The sequence below is a fragment of the Microcoleus sp. EPA2 genome (genome assembly GCA_020882975.1).
Taxonomy (GTDB): Bacteria; Cyanobacteriota; Cyanobacteriia; order Cyanobacteriales; family Microcoleaceae; genus Microcoleus.
Window position 1 is genome coordinate 53,271 of sequence record JAHRFD010000005.1, and the last position, 17,967, is coordinate 71,237.

Consider the following 17,967-nt stretch of genomic DNA (forward strand, 5'->3'; position numbering starts at 1 on the left):
TTCTTTTTGGGATTTTTGAGACCCATGGGTCTCACTTTTTCCCGGTTCGGGATTCAAAACTCAGGATTGAGGAACCAAAATCATAGTTGATTTTTCTTTTTGGGATTTTTGAGACCCATGGGTCTCATTTTTCCCGGTTCGGGATTCAAAACTCAGGATTGAGGAACCAAAATCATAGTTGATTTTTCTTTTTGGGATTTTTGAGACCCATGGGTCTCATTTTTCCCGGTTCGGGATTCAAAACTCAGGATTGAGGAACCAAAACAATTATCTATTCGGACTCCCAAATGCTTCTGCCTCTGAGGATACAGATATCTGCCTAGGCGACGGGTGCGAGCTTCTGCACTTTCTCTTCCAAGGAATCCATCAGAGATTGGAAGGGGCCGACGAATTTCTCAATCCCGTCGAGAAGCAAGTCTTCCATCACTTTGTCCAAATCGATGTCGATGTCGGGATCTTTGAGACTTTCGATCAGCGTGTAAGCTTCTTCGACATTGCTCTCAATCCGGGGCGCGACATCGCAGTGATCGAAACAAGCTTCCACGGTGTTCGGCGGCAAAGTATTCACCGTGTCGGGACCGATCAATTCATCGACGTACATCACATCGCTGTAGTTAGGGTTTTTGGTGCTGGTACTCGCCCACAACAGCCGCTGCACTTTGGCTCCCTTGGCTGCTAATGCTTGCCAGCGATCGCTCGCTACGATCTCTTTATACTTCTGGTAAGCTACTTTGGCATTGGCGATCGCAATTTTTCCCTTGACCGCTTCTAGTTTGGCTTTAGTCGAAATATCGGTGACATTTTTGAGTTTTTCGTCAATCTGACCATCGATGTTGATGTCGATCCGGCTCAAGAAGAAACTGGCAACTGAGGCAATATTGATCACATCCAAACCTTTAGCTGCTCGCGCTTCCAAGCCGCGAATGTAAGCCCAGAAGGTTTCGACGTAGCTGTCAACGGAGAACAGCAAAGTCACGTTAACGTTAATCCCTTCGCTGATGACTCGTTCCACTGCCGGCAATCCTTGAGCAGTTCCCGGAATCTTGATCATCACATTTGGTTTGCCGATCGCCTGATAATAGCGTAAGGCTTCGCTAATAGTGCTTTCGGTATCGTTGGCGATCGTCGGTGGCACTTCAATGCTGATATAACCGTCCAAACCTTTGGACTCTTCGTACACCGGAGCGAAGATGTCGCAAGCGTTGCGGATATCTTCAAACACCAGAGATTCGTAAATTTCGAGTACAGACTTACCAGCCCGGATGCCAGCTTCAATATCAGCATCGTAAATCACATTGCCCGCGATCGCCTTCTCGAAAATGGCAGGATTAGATGTAATTCCCCGCAATCCGCGACTTTCAATCATCTGTTTGAGTTCGCCGGACTCAATTAGATTGCGAGTCAAATTGTCCATCCAGATGCTCTGGCCAATTTCTTTGATTTCTAACAGGTGATTCTTTGTCGTTTCCGTCATGATCTGTAACTCCTACAATTTGGTTACTTGTTACTTGTTATTTGTTATTTGTTACTTGTTATTTGTTACTTGCCAATAACCAATAACCAATAACCAATAACTTCACTCAGAAAGTGTTCTCGGATTGCGCGATCGATCTTGAATAAAAGACTCAACCAGCGCTACATTTTCTTTACTGCCAATAATCAAAGGCGTGCGCTCGTGAAGTTGAGTTGGCACCACATCCAAGATGTCTTGAATGCCGGTACTAGCCCGCCCGCCGGCTTGTTCCATCAAAAACGCCAAAGGAGCAGATTCGTACAGCAAGCGCAATTTTCCCTCTGGTTTTTTCACCGTTCCGGGGTACAAAAAGACACCTCCCTGAAATAAAATCCGGTGAAAATCTCCCACCAAAGCCCCGCCGTACCGGGCACTGTAACCTTGATTGCGGTGGACGTAGCGAATGTAATCTCGATAAGATTCCTCCCACTGCCAAAAGTTGCCTTCGTTGACGCTGTAAACCGGGCCGCTGTCTGGAACCTGAATGTTTTCGGTTGCTAGAATAAACTCGCCCAAACTGGGGTCGAGGGTGAAGGAATGGACACCTTGACCGATGGAATAAACCAGCATGGTACTGGGACCGTAAAGCACGTAGCCGGCGGCAATTTGTTTGTGTCCGTGTTGCAGCAAGTCTGAGGCTGAGCCATCTGCATCGTCCCCCTCTTGCTTGCGGATGCTGAATATGGAACCGACATTGAGATTGGTGTCGAGATTGGAAGAACCGTCTATGGGGTCGTAGAGCAGGCTGTAGCGCCCGATCGGACAATTTTCGGGAATATAGTAGGGTTTTTCCATTTCCTCCGAAGCCAAGCGGCAGACAAGTCCGCTTTGCTGGAAGACGGAGATAAAAACTTCATTAGCATAGACATCCATCTTTTTGACGGATTCTCCCTGGACGTTGACAGCCCCTGTAAACCCCAAGGCATCTGCCATTAATCCAGCCCTACTCAGTCGCCTCGCGATCAGCTTGGCCGCGAGTCCGATGCGATTCATCAGGGCACTGAGATCCTGAGCATCTGCACTAAAGCTATGAAGTTGCTGGAGTACGTGACGGGATAGAGTCGTGCAATCGCGGTCTAAGGCTTGCACCTGATCGATCGGACCCAGACGGGTTTCTCCTGTCGGCGCTTGTACCATGATTTTGATAACCTCCCTGTCTTGCGGCTCGCTAATTTGGGGTTTTCAGGTGCTTGACAGTTGCTCCTGAATCGGGTATTAGACCGATCGCCCTCTCACTTATATCTTAGGGAGGGTTTTGCCAAAGGGGGTGGAACTTTAGGGGAATTTTAGATCCGGTGGAAAATTGAGGAGTGCGATCGGCTGTTGAGTCGGGAATTGTATTCAAAATCACTAATTTTTTGATTTACCGCAGAAAGTGTTGGTTTCGGAATTTAGGTTTGGTGTGTAGCAGAAAGAAGTTAGGCAACGGATTTAACGGAGGTCAGTCAATCGAACCCACTGCTAAAATGATTTTAAAATCAATACATCGGAAAGCTGTCCTATGCCCTCTCCCTTTCCCGGAATGGACCCCTACTTAGAACACCCCGATTTTTGGCAGGAAACTCACAATCGATTAATTGTCGCGATCGCTGATAGCATCATGCCTCAAATTCGCCCAAAATATGAAATTGCGATCGACAAACGCATCTATGAAATTACCGATCCAAATGACAGTAACGGCGACTCGCTTTTAGTTGGTATCCCCGATGTGGCGATTAAACGTCAATCTAATAGCCCCGATGTTCCCACCGGTTCAGTTGCCACTTTAACTATCGCACTGCCTACTACCGTCAAAGTGCCTATTCCTGAAAAAATTAAACAGGCTTACCTAGAAGTGCGAGAAATGGCAACTAAACAAGTTGTCACGGCAATTGAAATTCTTTCTCCTGTCAACAAACGCAGTGGAGAAGGCAGAATTACTTATCTCAAAAAACGCCAGAGTATTTTAGGTAGCTTAACCAATTTAGTGGAAATCGACTTGTTGCGAAGCTGGGAACTGATGCCTGTACTCAACAGTTCCATTCAAAGCGATTATCGGGTTTTAGTCAGTCGTAGCGATCGCCGTCCTTTTGCCGAACTTTATGCTTTTAATTTGCGGGATTCTCTACCTATATTTCCGGTGCCATTGCGCGAAGAAGATGTAGAACCTATTGTTAACTTACCGGAATTGTTCGCAGGTATTTACGATCGCGCCGGCTATGATTATCGGATCGATTACGATCGAGAACCCGTACCATCCCTGTCAGAAGAAAATCTGGTTTGGGCACAGGAACTTTTACAAGAAACAGGATTGCGCGATAATTAATTCTATTTTACCTTATTAATCGGCGATACTTTGGTTGTAATACTCGATCGAGTAGGGATGACTGTCAAAGTTGAATATGAGAGCGATCGCGCTCTAAGTTCTATCTTAGGAAGGGTTTTGCGATCGGGGTGGAACTTTAGGGGAATTTTAGATCTGGTGGAAAATTGAGGAGTGCGATCGAGTGTTGGGTCGGGAATTGTATAAAAAATCACGGATGTCAAGGATGTCAGTTTGTCACAGTTTGATGATAGACAAAAATTGTATTTTAGGGGCGGGATTTCTGGCCCACCCACAAAAAATTCATCAAACTTGACCGTACAATTGAGATTAACCGAACCTTAACCCTTGTGCTTGACAAAAAAAGCACCTTCAGGTAATCGCACACCTTCCAAAGTAGTGAATAGGGTATGAGCAAATTGGGGGTTAGAACCTTCCAAATCAGCGTAACTTAAATTCGCCATTGTCAGGTCAGCTTCACCCAAATTTGTATTGCTAAGGTCAGCCCAAGTCAAGTTCGCTCGACTCAAATTAGCACGGCTAAGATTGGCTCCTCTTAGATCGGCTTTGCTCAAGTCAGCAGCGTATAATTGAGCATCAGGCAATTCGGCTCCTACTAAGAAAGCATGGTATAAATTGACATAGCTCAAATTAGCTTTGCTAAAGTTTACCCCATTGAGATTTGCACCTCTCAAATCAGTTCCGACAAGTACCGCTTCGTATAAATTAGCGTTACTGAGGTCTATGCCCTGTAAATTCATGCCACTGAGTGTCACGCCACTTAAATCAGCACCCTTTAATTGTACTCCATCATGTAAATTGACCATCCGAAAATCCGAGCCACGGAAATCAATTCCACGCAAATAGATGTCTTGGAAATTGACATTTTCAAAAATGAAGTTACGAAAATCTCTCCGACCAAATTTATATTCTTGATGAAATTCTGCCTCTTTCATGATTTTATTGAATTTAGGAGGCTTAGGGGGAAGGGTAGCAGTATCATTACCTGAGATTGTGCGGAACATTTTGAACAGTCTGCTTAACATGATTTTTCTCCTATTCTGTAAGTAAGTAAAATGTAAATTCCATCCAAGTATAGAAACCCAGTCTCACTAAAAAAATGGGTTTATATCTGGTCATTTTTGTGCATGAAAATATTCCATTCACAAATCATCAGATTGCGTACCAGGAACTTTATCAAAAATATTTCTCCGGGTAAGATTGGCTAATTCTCCACAATATCTTGGCAAAACATCGAGATAATTTAAGCTACGACGCAGGTAAGCTTTAGGATGAGAACTTTGCTCAAAAAATGCCACTGATACATGGGCTTGCTCGACCAAAAACCTCCGAATATAATCGATATCATTGATTAGCTTTTGATAACGTCGATTATCAGCTTTTTGTTCCTCAGTGATTTTACCTATGATTTGTTGAGGGTGTTTTTTGGCAATGTTAAACAGGCGATAAATTCCTAGCTCAAGGTTTTTTTGCTCTAACTCAAGCCGTTGTTCAATCTCTTTGATATTACCACCTTGAATCTGCTCTGGATGTTTTTGCAGTTCGCTCCCTAAAAAATGGAGCATATCACCTAAAGAATAGGCTGATTTTTCAACAATTTCTACATTCTGAGTAAGAGCATGAGTAAGCCTTTCAGCTCTTTGTGGGGATATCACTTCCTTACCAGAACGGAGAAGTTTAACAACCTGTTTTAATTTGGGATTGTCGCATTTACCTGTATTGCGGTATTCATCGGCTTTGCTGGCATCAATGTAATTATTTTGAGGCTCAGTTCTGGAACGACCTCGGAAGTCAATCACATTTTCAGATTGAATGTCATTGGGATTTTTTGCGGTCATAACAATTACTTGTGAGTGTTGAGTGACTGTTTTTTCAGTGTTTGGTGGTTGTGTACCCAAGGGTGAATAGGGTACACTTTGCATTTAGCTATCTTCCAAAAATTCATCAAGTTCGATTTGGAGAGACTCGTCAAAAGACATTTGAATGTCTTGGCGGTAAGAATGAGCGATCGCCAACGCGCAAGCCCCCGCAGACGTAATGACTGATGTGGCGAAAAAGAAAAGTGAAAAGCCGAGACTATTCCAATTGCCTGTAATCAGTTTTGAAGTTGTACTTTGTATCGCTAAGCGAGTCGCTTCTGTCCCAGAAATTAACTGGCCGTTAGCGTCGAAGTGCTGTTCGTAAAGAGCGGGCATGATTTGTTTTACTCCTGCTGCATAGCTAGCCGATCGCACAATCTGATCTTTTTGCTTTTCCCAGTCAGCTTTAGCGACTTGAGAGACTTTGAAAGCATCTTCTGTTAAAAGCTTGGTTAAAGGGCAGAAGGGTACTTTTGCTTGACCTTCTTGAGCCAACACCGATTTCCAGTCGCGGTTTTGTTCTTGATACAAACCGTTAGCTTTGATAAAATAGTCATTGCGTGCGGTGCTGCCTTCAGGATAAGTCGCAGCCTTTTCTTGAAACTCTTTACATTTGGCTTCTGCATCTTTAACCGCTCTTAAATCTGGCTGAACGTCGTTAACCTTAATTTCTTGTTCGGCGACCAATTCTTTTGCTCTTAACTCGGCTAAATGACTCTGGTTTAGCGATAATTCAGGTGCGACTAAAGAGGTTCCAGACATCAAGACGTTCATTGCCAACATCGGCACGGTGGCACAGGCAGACCAAATTCGGTTTCCCGGTTTGCGAGTGGCAACTGCTTTGCCCATACCGTTGGTAAATTTGGTCATAGCAAGAGCAAGGGCAAGGGCGAAAATGAATCCTAAAAGCCCCATGTCTTTGCAGGAGTACAACAACAAGGGGAATATACTCACGCCGTCAATCGTGTTGCTGACGTTGATAGCTGTTGCTGTAACTGTCGAAGCTTGTGTGACTTCTTCAGTAACGTAATTAGAGCCGTGAAGCTCTTTGGGGCTAGTTAAGATCAAATCTTTGGACTTTTTGAACCATGTTTTGCTCTTTTTCAGCCAGATGTTAGGGTTTGCAGAAGTTTCATAAGGGTGATTTAGTTCGTGCATTTCTCTTTTCTCGCTGGGACATCTTGTCATAACAGACTGTGTTGCCTGACATTTCTATATCTGCGATCGCACCAGCTTTTATGCAAAATGGGAAAATTATTTGATGGCTGTATCGGCGAAGTTATTCAAAAGTCAAGGATTTTAGTGCGATCGTATAGGTTGAGTCAAGCAACGAAACCCAGCTATAGCCATTGTTGCGGTTGGGTTGAATGCAGTGAAAGCCAACCTACTGATTCTTAGTTACTTAAGTTTGAATTCACCAACCGCAGAGAACGCTGCCCAATAGAAAGGATCTTGAAAGGGTTTAGAGTTATCTTGCATTGTCTGAAACATACGATGCAAAGCCATTTTTTGTGCGCTATTCAAAGGTAACTGTTTTCGATCGATCCACAGTTTCAGTTCAGCCATAGTGATATCTCGCAGCCATAATTGAGATTGACAAAGTGCTGTAGCTACGGATGTTTTACTTTGCAGATTTTCGTAAAACCTAATCATTAAAAAACTTGTAGAAAAGTCGTTGACTGCCCAAAGGCTACTGACTACACTCGAACTGCCTGCAAGCAGGAAGCCGCTGGGAAAACCGATGTACTCATCACTTTTACTGGTGAAGTCAATCAACCCACTTTCACAAGCTGAAAGAGTTACTAGGCAACATTGGCTGAGATCTAGCTTAAGGATTTCTTCCAATGTCAGGCATTTGTCTAAATTAATTTTTGTACTTTCTAGTGAACGATTATTTTCACTTGCAGTTCCCTGTAATTGTCCGTTAGAACCTCCAGCCTCAGCTAGAATCAGAGCCGACTCCAGAGGTGATTCAAAGTTAAAGTAGCCGTGACAAGAGAAATGGATGCAATTAGCATCAAGAAAATGCTTGTTATCTAATATCTCTTTTTTACTAGCAGCTTCTTTCACTAAGACATAATCGTTAGGAGCAAAGTAACGCCTAATATTTTCAACTTCAATATCACTAAAACTTAGGTCTTGGGTAGGGTTTTGAATAGCAAATAAGTGTATCAAATCGGAACGTTTTTGAGTAAGGCTTAATTGCAGAATTTGACAACTAGGAGCATAACTCACACCTCTCAAGAAATAATCTAGGATATTATGGTTTTGACCTTCATTTAGAGGCAAAGCATGGAGAGGTAGCAGGTGCAGGAAGCGATGGGGGACAAAAATTATTCGGTCACAATCAGCAGGCAAATATTTGATAATTCGATCGATATGCAGTATTTCAGCGAGATGCTGAAGACGGGCTGAAAGTTGCTCTTGCCATTGTCTCGTGTTCTGCCCATAATCCTCTAAGTATTCTCCAAACCAAGTAAGTAAGTTTTCTATATCCTCATGGGAGGATTGCCAAACTATAGGACTCTTACCTTGACTGGTAATTATAAAAGTGAATATTTTATTGCTAACAATATACCATTCTATGATGGCTGTTTTTTCATCAAAGTCAAATTTTAGTAAAGCTTGAATTCGATCGAACGAGATTGGTTCAACTTGGTAACTGAATCTTAAATCATTGTCAGTTGGAATCTTTTTTGTTGGGTAGAGTTCCCGACTGGATAGAATATCCACAAGATTACGGGCTTTGCTGAGTTCGACATATTCAATCGCTCGATCGTGTCGATCGATATTAACGTAGCTTTGGACTATTTTTTCATAAATATCAATGGCTTCTTCAAGAATCTCTTGTTTTCTAGATTCAGAAGCCGCCCAACTACGACTTTGTTTTACGGCTTCAATTGCTACCGCAAAGCTATCTATTGCTATGTGCCATAATTCAGCATCAAAAGCTGTATTACCCAGATTTTTTGCTGTTTTCAAACAGTCTAAAGGAAATGTTTGGGGTGTGAAAATTTCTAAAGCTCTTTGATAAGCTTCAATTGCTGCTGCAAGATTCTCAGATTTTTCATATCTAATTCTCTCCGAGTATGCCTTGCCTAAATTATTCTGAGTCATCGCCCATTGATAAGGAAATGTCTCGCGAGTGTAAACTGTTAAGACATCATGATAACAAGAGATTGATTTTTCAATATTCTCCGCTCTATCACCTTTGATTCTATCGCTGTAAAATGTAGCCAAATTGTTTTGAGTGGCAGCCCACTGTTCGGGAAAAGCTTCACGGCTACGGACTTCTAAAGCAGCTTGATAACAACCAATAGCATTTTCCAAATTCTCGGTTTGATCTCCGAAAATCCTGTCTTGGTAAGCAATACCAAGATTATTTATAATCATTGCCCAATCCGACGGAAAATTCTCGCGCGTGTAAACTTGTAAAGCATATTGATAGCAACTAATAGCTATTTCTAAGTTTTCAGCCCTATTTCCTAGAATTCTATCTCTGTAAACTGTAGCTAAATTATTTTGAGTAGCAGCCCACTGTTCGGGAAAAGCTTCGCGGGTGCGGACTTGCAAAGCAGCTTGATAAAAATAAATAGCCATTTCTAAATTTTCCGCTATATCTCCACGTATTCTGGATTTATAGGCTGTACCTAAGTTATTTTGAGTAGTAGCCCATTGAGCGGGAAAATCTGTTAAAGTGTAAACTTCTAAAGCACTTGTATAGCAAGCAATAGCTATTTCCAAATTTTCCGCTCGCACTCCTAAAATGCGATCGCTGTAAGCATTAGCAAGGCTATTTTGCAAGCTTGCCCACTGTTGAGGAAAAGCGGCGCGAGTGTACACAGCTAAAGCTGCCGAGTAACACTGAATAGCTACTTCTAAGTTTTCACTTCTTTGACCTATAATCATGTGATTGTAGGCCCTACCCAAATTTATTTGAGAAAGCGCCCATTTTTCCGGGTATAATTCTCTCTTAAAAAAACTCAATCCAATTTCATAAGCAACGATAGCTAATTCTATATTGACATTTCTACTCCCTAAAGGAAACTGCTGAATTAAATTGCCAAAATTGCAAATTGTTGAGGCTACAGCTTCAGCTTCGTCCGCAGTCGATTCAGATAATAAAGTAGTTGCTACTTCCTGTAAAGCAGCACTTAATTTGACATTTAATTTGTCTAAATTTGATTGTAAAAACGGGTAAAAAACCCGTGGATCGGCACCTGTATCGGAAACTACTTGTAAAACCTGCAACAAAAAAGTTAAATCCTGTTGTGATTCAGCTATTGATGGGTTTTCTACTAACTCTATTATTTGAGTAGCAACACTTTGCAGGAAATCCGCTGCATTTTTATCTCCATTTTCAGCGAGATTTTCTGCTACTTGTGTCATCACCTGAACTAAGCCAGCATCAAGAAGTTCTGAGTTAGCATTTAAGATAGCTGCTTCTTCTCCACTTGGACAGCTTAGCAGTGCTTGTACGAGATGTAGGTAGCCCTGTAGACGCTGCTCGTTCATTCTTGATGCTCGCTTACGCTATTGTCGGATTTGATTTGGTTAATGGGTATCTCCAAAATTCAGGAGGATTGCCACAACAAACAAAAATTGTGCCAGATACAATTTTACCACGGCTATCAGTTTTTCGTCTTTGATAGCTCGATTAAAAAAAGAACTAATCGAACCAATTTTGACATCGAGACCAATTTTGGCTGACAACTTGTCAGATATTTCCTGCCAAGTGTATCCATCTAACCAGAGAAGGAATATTTCTTGCAGAGCAATATCGGGGTGTATTCTCATGGGCTTGCTGAAAATATTTTCAGGATTTTCTAGCGCTGTTTCGCGCATTTTCTCCAGAAAAGAAGGTTCAGGAATATCGGACGTAAATTGGTCTAAGTAGGTCGTCTGTGATTCATCACCATCTGCCGATTGAGCATTGCTGATTTGTCTGTCGGCTGACAGTACGATATCAGTGACTTTTTTTCCTTTTTCAGTTCTCTGATGAATACCTTGGTGACTAGCAATGAAATCGATCTGTTTTTTGGACTGAGTAAACCTCGCGTAGTTTAATACGTTTCCTTTTTTCGGATCGAACTTCCCCTTTTGTATAAACTCGAAAAGTGCCAAGTCTGTTTCTTGCTTAATGTCTTCCGAAACTTGGTGGTTTTCGGTGAGAGATAAGCTGGGTGAATGCTTTGGGAGTGAAAGGCGGCTGGGTTTCCTGAGTTGTGAAACCAATCTAGTTAAGGCTAACTGGCGATCGCGACTTTCAAGGGGATGCCTTTGGGCTTCCAAGGCCAGATCGTTCAGATGGTTATTCAGTTCGGCTTCGGTGAACTTTTCGTTTGCTTCTGGAGATGGCTGCTTTTCTTTGTCGTCCATAAATCAATCAATACTCCTCTGAGAGTAGAAGTTTTTGAGAACCACCGAGAAGCTATCAAGCCCTTATGTCCGCTTGTTGTTTATAGGTTAGCCACTACGGGTTTTGACTGACAAGAGTCCGATCGGCCTTTTAGTCCCACGTTCTGCATCACTCTACATACTGTAGCGGTGTGGTTTGTTATTCATCTAGAAATATCGCCAAATTTCTGCAAGTTACTAAAATTTTTTTCTGCTGTGGTAATCCCTGATCGTTGTATCTGGGTGCAAGCTATACCCCATAAAGCGTTTCAGGATGGGATAGTATTCTATCAGTACGCCTCTAGTCCCTAATTTACCGCACCTGGAGACGATCACCCCATCAAGACTTGCGCACCTTCAGTATCAAGAGAAATCGCCCTTACATCAGCCTTCACCCCAAAATCCCCCCAAGCAGCCGCCATTTCCCTCACAACCGCATCAACATTAGTAACATCAGTTAAAGCCAAAAGCGTCGGCCCCGCACCGCTAATGACCATCCCACAAGCCCCTGCATTCATGGCTGCTTCTTGCACCGCTTCATATCCCCGAATCAGAGACTGGCGGTAAGGCTGGTGAATTTTGTCATCGAGGGCGCAACGCAGCCAATCTCGATCGCCCGCAGCCAAAGCCCGCACCAACAAACCGAGGTGTGCGGCATTGAAAATCGCGTCAGCCCTGCTGTAATCTGCGGGTAAAACCTTCCGCGCTTCGGCTGTGGAAAGTTCAAAATCGGGAATCGCTACCACTGGCACAATATCAGGATGCCAGGGAATGTCGCAAATTTGCCAGGGAACCCCCCCCTGCCCCCCCTTGCTAAGGGGGGGTGTAAGAGGGGATTCATCTCTTAGCCCCCCCTTACTAAGGGGGGGTTGGGGGGGTGCATCGCTAGCAGCGAGGCGACAGCCTCCCAACAAAGCGGGGACAACATTGTCAGGATGTCCTTCAAGTTCGATCGCCAACTGCATCACTTCCACCTGACTCAAAGGCTTTCCGGCTAATAAATTTGCACCGACTAACCCGCCGACAATGGCTGTGGCGGAACTTCCCAAACCTCTAGCCAGGGGCACTTGCATATCTATATGTATGGCGACGGGGGGCGGCGATTGATTGAGGCGATCGTATAATTTGACAAATGCGACATAAGCCAGATTGCTGTCATCTGTCTTGACTTTGGCGGCTTCTGCGCCTGTGACTGTAATTTTTAGTTTCTCGGTTGCGGAGGGTTCGAGAAGAGAGAATTGAAAGGAGTTGTAGAGGCTTAAAGCGGCGCCGATGCAGTCAAAACCGGGGCCGAGGTTGGCGGTTGTGGCGGGTACGGTGACGGTGAAGGTGGAGGTTGCGGACATTTTTTGAATAGTAAATTTTGAGTATTTAACCGCTTGGGAACAGAGATAAATTGTTGATATCGGTTCGATCGCCTATTTTAACTGATTCCTAGAACATCTTCGTAAATTTGTGCGATCGGGCATTGAAATTCTACGCTAGCCAAGCGAACTTCTTCGCCATCCGCGTAAGGATAGAGTTCCCAGCGCCCTTCTGCATTGCGCCGATAACATTCTACACCGATTCTTTCTTGATTAATCACTACGTATTCTTGTAAAGTTTCTAAGGTGCGGTAGTCGGCAAATTTATTTCCGCGATCGAATGCTGCTGTGGTTGGAGAGAGAACTTCTACGATTAAGCGCGGGTGGCGTTTGAAATAGTCAAGACTTCTATCTCTTTCGTCGCAAGTTACCATGATGTCGGGATAGTAAAATACGTCCGCTTGCTCAATTCTGGCTTTCATGTTTCCTGCGTAAATGCGACAGCCTCTGCCTCTAACGTGAGTTGTGAGCAAGTTGACTAGGTTGATGCAAATTGTTTCATGGGCATCACTTGCTCCTGCCATTGCATAAATTTCGCCTTGTCTGTATTCGTGTTTGATCTGGCTAATTTTTTCGCCTTCTAAATAGTCTTCTGGGGAGGTGTAGGTGTGGCTGATGTTGGCAATCATAGTTGGTATTTCTTAAACACTAAGGAAATTATACCATGTTGGCAAAAGCTATTTATTGTTCCAGCATTTGAAGATGCTTAATGGCATCTTGATAATCGTTAGTTTTGCCTGATTTTTGATAGAATTGGGCTGCTGTATGATAATCGGCGATCGCGCCGTTGATATCTTCTAAGAATTCGCGGACTCTGGCGCGATTGTAGTAGGCATCGCCGTAGTTGGGGTCGATTTGAATAGCGCGATCGAAATCTGCCTTTGCTGCTGGGTAATCTTTGAGATCGCGGGCTCGAATTATACCGCGTTTGTTATGGGCTGCGGCGTAGTCGGGATTGAGGCGGATGGCTTCGGTATAATCGGCGATCGCACCTTGAATATCTCCTGCTTCTGACTTGGCTAAACCGCTGTTAAATAAATCTTCTGCCTGATTTTTAACATTATTTATTTGAACTATTAATACTTCTGATTTAGCAGAGACAGCAGGAGATATATTACCAAAAATAGTAAAGATTGCTAGAGTCGCAATTAAGTTGTAAAATGGTGTTTTCATAATTTAGGTAAAAATTAGAGCTACAGAACAACTAAATCCTGGCAATAAAGGCGATGTAAGTTCATCATTGTTTAAGAGCGTAGCAATGAGCCTTAAACTTGCTTGTTCGCGGCGATAAACTTCTATTTGTCGCAACCGCCAATTCACAATCCAGTATTCCTGTACTCCCCGCACTGAATAGAGTCGGAGTTTCAAATCTCTATCCCGTCTTTCATTATCTGCACCTGGGGACAATACTTCAACAATTAACTCAGGTGAGCCGGTTAGATGTCCGGCTTCGTCTAGTAAAATAGCCAAGCGTTCATTGCTCGCCCAAACTAGATCGGGAATTACGTTATCGGCATCTGTGAAAATAAGGCCCGGATTGATTCCTGCTTGTCCTAAATTAGTCTCTCGCGACCAAGTATTAAGTTCTTGGTAGAGGTTGCCTATAGCCTGTTGATGTCCCCAATGCGGTGCTCTAGTCATAAATAGCTCCCCATCAATAATTTCATAGCGATCGCCATTATCAGGCAATAGTTCTAAATCGGCGGTAGTAAAGCGTAGTTTATCAGATATTGTCTGGCTCATACAAACACTCTTGATAGGTGATACAAAAATTATAGACGATCGAGCATAAGAAAGCATCCACAAATTTCAACCTGTGAGTGCAAAAGAAGGCAAAAACAAAACCCGCCCAGGCGGGTTTCTATATTCTTAGTCCGCGAAGGCGGACTTTGTTTGTGTAGTCGCGATTTCCAATCGCCGGATTTCCTGAGAATTACAAACCATGAGATTACTTCAATATAGTCTTAGAAGCAATCCGAGTTTTCTTGCGATCGCCCTCACTCAACTCCTCACCGGATTGCAAGCGAGTAGCAGAGGTTTGGAGGACAGTGGCGGCACTTTTATCGCCCATTTGCAGAGCCGTTTTAGCCGCGGTTTGGAGCATCGTGGCTGCGCCAGCCCGATCGCCTTGCTGCAATCTAGTTTCAGCAAGTTGAGTTTGGCGGTATTTAGCCAAAGCTAAAATGTGTTGCTGTACCATGGGATTGATGGCCGGCTGATAAACTGGCAGGACATTAGTGGAAATCACCACCGATTCAGAGAGCAAACCTGAACCTACTGTCGGATCGTCGTAGCGAATTTGTAATTGCCCGATCGGCTGTTTACCCTCTGGTAACTGTCCAATATAAATATTAGCCAAAACTACTCGTTCTACATCCTTCATTAAATCTCCCAAACGGACCATAAAGCGATCGCCCTCTTGCTCGATCGGTAATTCAATAGTATCAGGGGCAACTTGGGCGATGGGTTTAAGTTCGGCTAACCGCACCTTTGGCATTAAAGAAAAGAGCAAATAAGCATTAGTCAGACCCACGGATTGGACGCGGGTAAACAGCTTGCCAAACTCTTCAACAGCATCTTCAGGACGCTGAATATGAGCCAAAGCACCGCCACCGGCATCCGCAATTTTTTCCAAAATATCCTGGTTCCAGTTATCCCCAAATCCCAGAGAATTCAAGGTCATGTTATACTCAGCGGCCAGCTTAGCCAACTTCAAACAGCGGTTGTTGTCGCCGTGTTCATTTTCGCCATCAGTCAATAGAAAGGCCTGAGAGATAGTTTCTTTTTTGCCTTTGCCCAACTCTTCAATACCTAGCTTAATGCCCTCATCAATTGCCGTCCCACCAGCGGGACGCAATTTCTCAATTTGCCGTTTAATACTAGCGGGGTCTTCCACAATTTGGTTAGGGACAAGGACTTTAGCTTTGTGGTCAAAAGCAACCGCACAAAAGCGATCCCCAGGCTTCAATCTGTCGAGGAGGCGTCCGGCGGCCTGTTTGACGGTTTCCAAAGGACGTCCGTTCATGGAACCGCTGTGGTCGAGAATCAGGCAGAGATTTAAGGGTACGTTGGAGTCGAAGTTTGAGGTGGTGGCAGACACCGAAATGGCTAGCTGGCGCTGGCTTGAGGGCGCATCCGCGTCCAGGTTGGTGTCGTTTAAAGCAGGGAGCAAACTAACTTTCATGCGGGATACCTAAAGATTGCGTTACTATTTCTTTAAGAATAACTCCATCAGTTCAGGCGACATTTCGATGAAAACACCCTTTAAAGCAATGCAATCGCAATACTACGGCGATGCCTCCTACCGGACGCCCCCCCCTGATTTACAATCGCTGTTGCTGAAGGAGCGGATTATCTACCTGGGCTTACCCTTGGTATCGTCCGACGATTTCAAACGTCAAATGGGGGTAGATGTCACTAAACTGATTATTGCTCAGTTACTCTACTTACAATTCAATGATTCGGAAAAACCGATCTTTTTTTACATCAACTCGACAGGAACTTCCTGGTACACAGGGGATGCTATTGGGCAAGAAACGGAAGCTTTCGCTATCTGTGACACGATGAACTACGTGAAACCTCCTGTTCATACGATCTGCCTTGGTCAAGCCATGGGAACTGCGGCGATGATTTTGTCTGCGGGAGCTAAAGGCTCGCGGGCTAGTTTGCCCCATGCTACCATCGTCTTGAATCAACCGCGGACGGGGATGGGACGATCGCAGGCAACAGACATCCAGATTCGGGCGAAGGAAGTCCTGGCAAACAAAGCAACGGCAATGGGTATCCTGTCGAAGAATACGGGTCAGCCAGTGGAAAAAATTGCCAAAGATACCGATCGAATGTGCTACATGACCCCGGAACAAGCCAAAGAATACGGACTGATCGATCGAGTGCTAGAAAGCACCAAGGATCTGCCCGTAGCATTGCCGGCGCTAGTTTAACTCTTTCCTGCTAGGGGAAGGCTTTTTGAGTCTGATTATTTTTTTAGAAGCTTGGATGGTGGTAGCTATGCCTGTTGATGAAATCCTGCGCGTTCCTTACAACATTCCTGGCAGCTCCAACTGGCAGTGGATCAATATATACACTCGCTTGAGCCAGGAACGGATCATTTTTGTGAACCAGACGATAACTACAGGTCTGGCAAATACGGTGATTTCAGCAATGCTTTACCTGGATTCGATCGACCAGAACAAGCCGATATATCTCTACATCAACTCCTACGGCGACCCAATCGCTGGGGGAACAGTAAATCAAATGGCTGGGATGATGTCGGTGGCCGCTGGTTTGGCGATTTACGATACCATGCAGCATATCAAGTCGGAAATCCAAACTATTTGTTTGGGTCAAGCCATCGGTCTGTCTGCCCTATTACTGTCCTCCGGGAGCAAAGGGAAGCGAGCTAGTCTCCCCCATGCGATGATTGCCCTGGAGTATCCCCAAGGGGGAACCCAGGGTCAGGCAACTGATATCACAATCACTGCTACAGAAGTCCTGGCAAAAAAAGATTTAATTCTGGAAATTTTTGCGAAAAATACAGGACAATCTGTGGAAAAACTGGCGAAAGATATGAGTCGCACGTTTTACTTGACTCCGCAAGCAGCTAAAGATTACGGGCTGATCGATCGGGTGTTGGAAAGCACCAAAGAAATATCTCAACCAACTGCCACAGTTTTTAGCTAAAGGAGTTGCCATTGAGGAGAAAATCGGTGGGATTAACTCCTGAATGGGAACTGCTAGCTGCTAACTGTTCATTACTGAAAATTTCACCTTTATTCTGTTAGGAGATATACGATGCCTATTGGCGTTCCCAGCGTTCCGTACCGGCTTCCCGGCAGTAGCTACGAACAGTGGATCAATATTTACGAAAGGCTGTTTCGGGAGCGGATTATTTTCCTCTCAGAAGAAGTAGATGATGGCATTGCTAATGCGATCGTTGCTTATCTGCTGTACCTGGATTCGGAAGATCAGAGCAAACCTATTTACCTGTACATTAACTCTCCCGGTGGCTCGGTGACGGCGGGCATGGCAATCTACGATACCATGCAGCACATTAAATCTGAGGTAGTGACGATTTGTGTGGGTCTAGCGGCCTCGATGGGTTCTTTTTTACTCGCAGCAGGTACTAAGGGGAAACGAGTCGCTTTGCCAAACTCGCGGATTATGATTCACCAGCCTTCTGGGGGCACGCGGGGACAAGCGACGGATATCGAGATTGAGGCAAAAGAAATCGTCCGCATTCGCCATCAGTTGAATCAGATTTATGCAACTCGGACTGGTCAGACTTTAGCCAAAATCGAAAAAGACATGGATCGGGACTATTTTATGTCGGCTCAGGAAGCCAAGGAATATGGTTTGATCGATCGTGTGATTGAAGAACGTGCTTAATTGAAGTTTTCCCTTCAGTAGTGCAGGCAATGCTGAAGGGAAAACCTCGATCCGCGGTAAATTTTGGCAGAGTCTTTACTTTAAGGATTCTGCCATATTTAATGGTATTATTAGCGATGATTTATA

General features: G+C 44.2%; 16 protein-coding genes. 4 read left to right on the plus strand and 12 right to left on the minus strand.

The window, feature by feature from the left end; translation table 11 throughout:
• Nucleotides 1-319 precede the first annotated feature (319 nt).
• Entirely contained in the window at nucleotides 320-1,474 is a 1,155-nt protein-coding gene (tal, locus tag AAFP14_RS07125) for a transaldolase (RefSeq protein WP_341731596.1), read from the minus strand.
• Between the two features lie 102 nt (nucleotides 1,475-1,576).
• Nucleotides 1,577-2,650 carry a class 1 fructose-bisphosphatase gene (fbp, locus tag AAFP14_RS07130; RefSeq protein WP_341731597.1) on the minus strand — a complete coding sequence of 358 codons (1,074 nt, stop codon included), beginning with the start codon at nucleotides 2,648-2,650 and terminating at the stop codon, nucleotides 1,577-1,579.
• Between the two features lie 364 nt (nucleotides 2,651-3,014).
• On the opposite strand from fbp, the gene AAFP14_RS07135 reads away from it, so the two are divergent.
• The gene (locus tag AAFP14_RS07135) at nucleotides 3,015-3,818 is read left to right on the plus strand and encodes a DUF4058 family protein (RefSeq protein ID WP_341731598.1); all 804 of its coding nucleotides are present in this window, start codon (nucleotides 3,015-3,017) and stop codon (nucleotides 3,816-3,818) included.
• A gap of 338 nt (nucleotides 3,819-4,156) precedes the next feature.
• Here the strand turns inward: AAFP14_RS07135 and AAFP14_RS07140 are convergent, their stop codons facing one another.
• From AAFP14_RS07140 to AAFP14_RS07185, 10 genes are all read right to left on the minus strand, one after another.
• Nucleotides 4,157-4,840 (minus strand): pentapeptide repeat-containing protein, encoded by a 684-nt coding sequence (locus tag AAFP14_RS07140; RefSeq protein ID WP_341731599.1) that lies wholly within the window; start codon nucleotides 4,838-4,840, stop codon nucleotides 4,157-4,159.
• 138 nt (nucleotides 4,841-4,978) lie between these two features.
• Entirely contained in the window at nucleotides 4,979-5,674 is a 696-nt protein-coding gene (locus AAFP14_RS07145) for a hypothetical protein (RefSeq protein WP_341731600.1), read from the minus strand.
• An 84-nt stretch (nucleotides 5,675-5,758) separates the two neighbouring features.
• Entirely contained in the window at nucleotides 5,759-6,853 is a 1,095-nt protein-coding gene (locus AAFP14_RS07150; RefSeq protein WP_341731601.1) for a hypothetical protein, read from the minus strand.
• A gap of 240 nt (nucleotides 6,854-7,093) precedes the next feature.
• Complete coding sequence (locus AAFP14_RS07155) at nucleotides 7,094-10,210, minus strand: CHAT domain-containing protein (protein ID WP_341731602.1); 3,117 nt, start codon at nucleotides 10,208-10,210, stop codon at nucleotides 7,094-7,096.
• A 39-nt stretch (nucleotides 10,211-10,249) separates the two neighbouring features.
• Nucleotides 10,250-11,074 carry a hypothetical protein gene (locus AAFP14_RS07160; protein ID WP_341731603.1) on the minus strand — a complete coding sequence of 275 codons (825 nt, stop codon included), beginning with the start codon at nucleotides 11,072-11,074 and terminating at the stop codon, nucleotides 10,250-10,252.
• Between the two features lie 350 nt (nucleotides 11,075-11,424).
• Nucleotides 11,425-12,438 (minus strand): homoserine kinase, encoded by a 1,014-nt coding sequence (gene thrB, locus AAFP14_RS07165; protein WP_341731604.1) that lies wholly within the window; start codon nucleotides 12,436-12,438, stop codon nucleotides 11,425-11,427.
• 77 nt (nucleotides 12,439-12,515) lie between these two features.
• Nucleotides 12,516-13,085 (minus strand): Uma2 family endonuclease, encoded by a 570-nt coding sequence (locus AAFP14_RS07170; RefSeq protein WP_341731605.1) that lies wholly within the window; start codon nucleotides 13,083-13,085, stop codon nucleotides 12,516-12,518.
• Between the two features lie 52 nt (nucleotides 13,086-13,137).
• Entirely contained in the window at nucleotides 13,138-13,629 is a 492-nt protein-coding gene (locus tag AAFP14_RS07175) for a tetratricopeptide repeat protein (protein ID WP_341731606.1), read from the minus strand.
• 3 nt (nucleotides 13,630-13,632) lie between these two features.
• A complete protein-coding gene (locus AAFP14_RS07180) occupies nucleotides 13,633-14,199 on the minus strand; it encodes a Uma2 family endonuclease (protein WP_341731607.1) in 567 nt (188 codons plus the stop codon).
• Nucleotides 14,200-14,404: 205 nt separating this feature from the next.
• Nucleotides 14,405-15,640 carry a vWA domain-containing protein gene (locus AAFP14_RS07185; protein ID WP_341731608.1) on the minus strand — a complete coding sequence of 412 codons (1,236 nt, stop codon included), beginning with the start codon at nucleotides 15,638-15,640 and terminating at the stop codon, nucleotides 14,405-14,407.
• A 67-nt stretch (nucleotides 15,641-15,707) separates the two neighbouring features.
• Between AAFP14_RS07185 and AAFP14_RS07190 the strand changes: the two genes are divergently transcribed.
• The 3 genes from AAFP14_RS07190 to AAFP14_RS07200 all read left to right on the plus strand — a co-directional run bounded on the left by AAFP14_RS07190 (nucleotide 15,708) and on the right by AAFP14_RS07200 (nucleotide 17,841).
• Nucleotides 15,708-16,397 carry an ATP-dependent Clp protease proteolytic subunit gene (locus AAFP14_RS07190; protein ID WP_341731609.1) on the plus strand — a complete coding sequence of 230 codons (690 nt, stop codon included), beginning with the start codon at nucleotides 15,708-15,710 and terminating at the stop codon, nucleotides 16,395-16,397.
• Nucleotides 16,398-16,464: 67 nt separating this feature from the next.
• Complete coding sequence (locus AAFP14_RS07195; RefSeq protein ID WP_341731745.1) at nucleotides 16,465-17,136, plus strand: ATP-dependent Clp protease proteolytic subunit; 672 nt, start codon at nucleotides 16,465-16,467, stop codon at nucleotides 17,134-17,136.
• A 111-nt stretch (nucleotides 17,137-17,247) separates the two neighbouring features.
• On the plus strand, nucleotides 17,248-17,841 hold the full coding sequence (locus AAFP14_RS07200; protein ID WP_341731610.1) for an ATP-dependent Clp protease proteolytic subunit: 594 nt from the start codon (nucleotides 17,248-17,250) through the stop codon (nucleotides 17,839-17,841).
• The last annotated feature ends 126 nt before the right edge of the window (nucleotides 17,842-17,967 follow it).

Coding starts and splice junctions, on each gene's coding strand:
- AAFP14_RS07185 (WP_341731608.1), bottom strand. CDS start 15,640: ATGAAAGTTAGTTTGCTCCCTGCTTTAAACGACACCAACCTGGACGCG.
- AAFP14_RS07170 (WP_341731605.1), bottom strand. CDS start 13,085: ATGATTGCCAACATCAGCCACACCTACACCTCCCCAGAAGACTATTTA.
- tal (WP_341731596.1), bottom strand. CDS start 1,474: ATGACGGAAACGACAAAGAATCACCTGTTAGAAATCAAAGAAATTGGC.
- AAFP14_RS07180 (WP_341731607.1), bottom strand. CDS start 14,199: ATGAGCCAGACAATATCTGATAAACTACGCTTTACTACCGCCGATTTA.
- AAFP14_RS07135 (WP_341731598.1), top strand. CDS start 3,015: ATGCCCTCTCCCTTTCCCGGAATGGACCCCTACTTAGAACACCCCGAT.
- AAFP14_RS07150 (WP_341731601.1), bottom strand. CDS start 6,853: ATGCACGAACTAAATCACCCTTATGAAACTTCTGCAAACCCTAACATC.
- AAFP14_RS07145 (WP_341731600.1), bottom strand. CDS start 5,674: ATGACCGCAAAAAATCCCAATGACATTCAATCTGAAAATGTGATTGAC.
- AAFP14_RS07190 (WP_341731609.1), top strand. CDS start 15,708: ATGAAAACACCCTTTAAAGCAATGCAATCGCAATACTACGGCGATGCC.
- AAFP14_RS07155 (WP_341731602.1), bottom strand. CDS start 10,210: ATGAACGAGCAGCGTCTACAGGGCTACCTACATCTCGTACAAGCACTG.
- thrB (WP_341731604.1), bottom strand. CDS start 12,438: ATGTCCGCAACCTCCACCTTCACCGTCACCGTACCCGCCACAACCGCC.
- AAFP14_RS07195 (WP_341731745.1), top strand. CDS start 16,465: ATGCCTGTTGATGAAATCCTGCGCGTTCCTTACAACATTCCTGGCAGC.
- fbp (WP_341731597.1), bottom strand. CDS start 2,650: ATGGTACAAGCGCCGACAGGAGAAACCCGTCTGGGTCCGATCGATCAG.
- AAFP14_RS07160 (WP_341731603.1), bottom strand. CDS start 11,074: ATGGACGACAAAGAAAAGCAGCCATCTCCAGAAGCAAACGAAAAGTTC.
- AAFP14_RS07140 (WP_341731599.1), bottom strand. CDS start 4,840: ATGTTCCGCACAATCTCAGGTAATGATACTGCTACCCTTCCCCCTAAG.
- AAFP14_RS07175 (WP_341731606.1), bottom strand. CDS start 13,629: ATGAAAACACCATTTTACAACTTAATTGCGACTCTAGCAATCTTTACT.
- AAFP14_RS07200 (WP_341731610.1), top strand. CDS start 17,248: ATGCCTATTGGCGTTCCCAGCGTTCCGTACCGGCTTCCCGGCAGTAGC.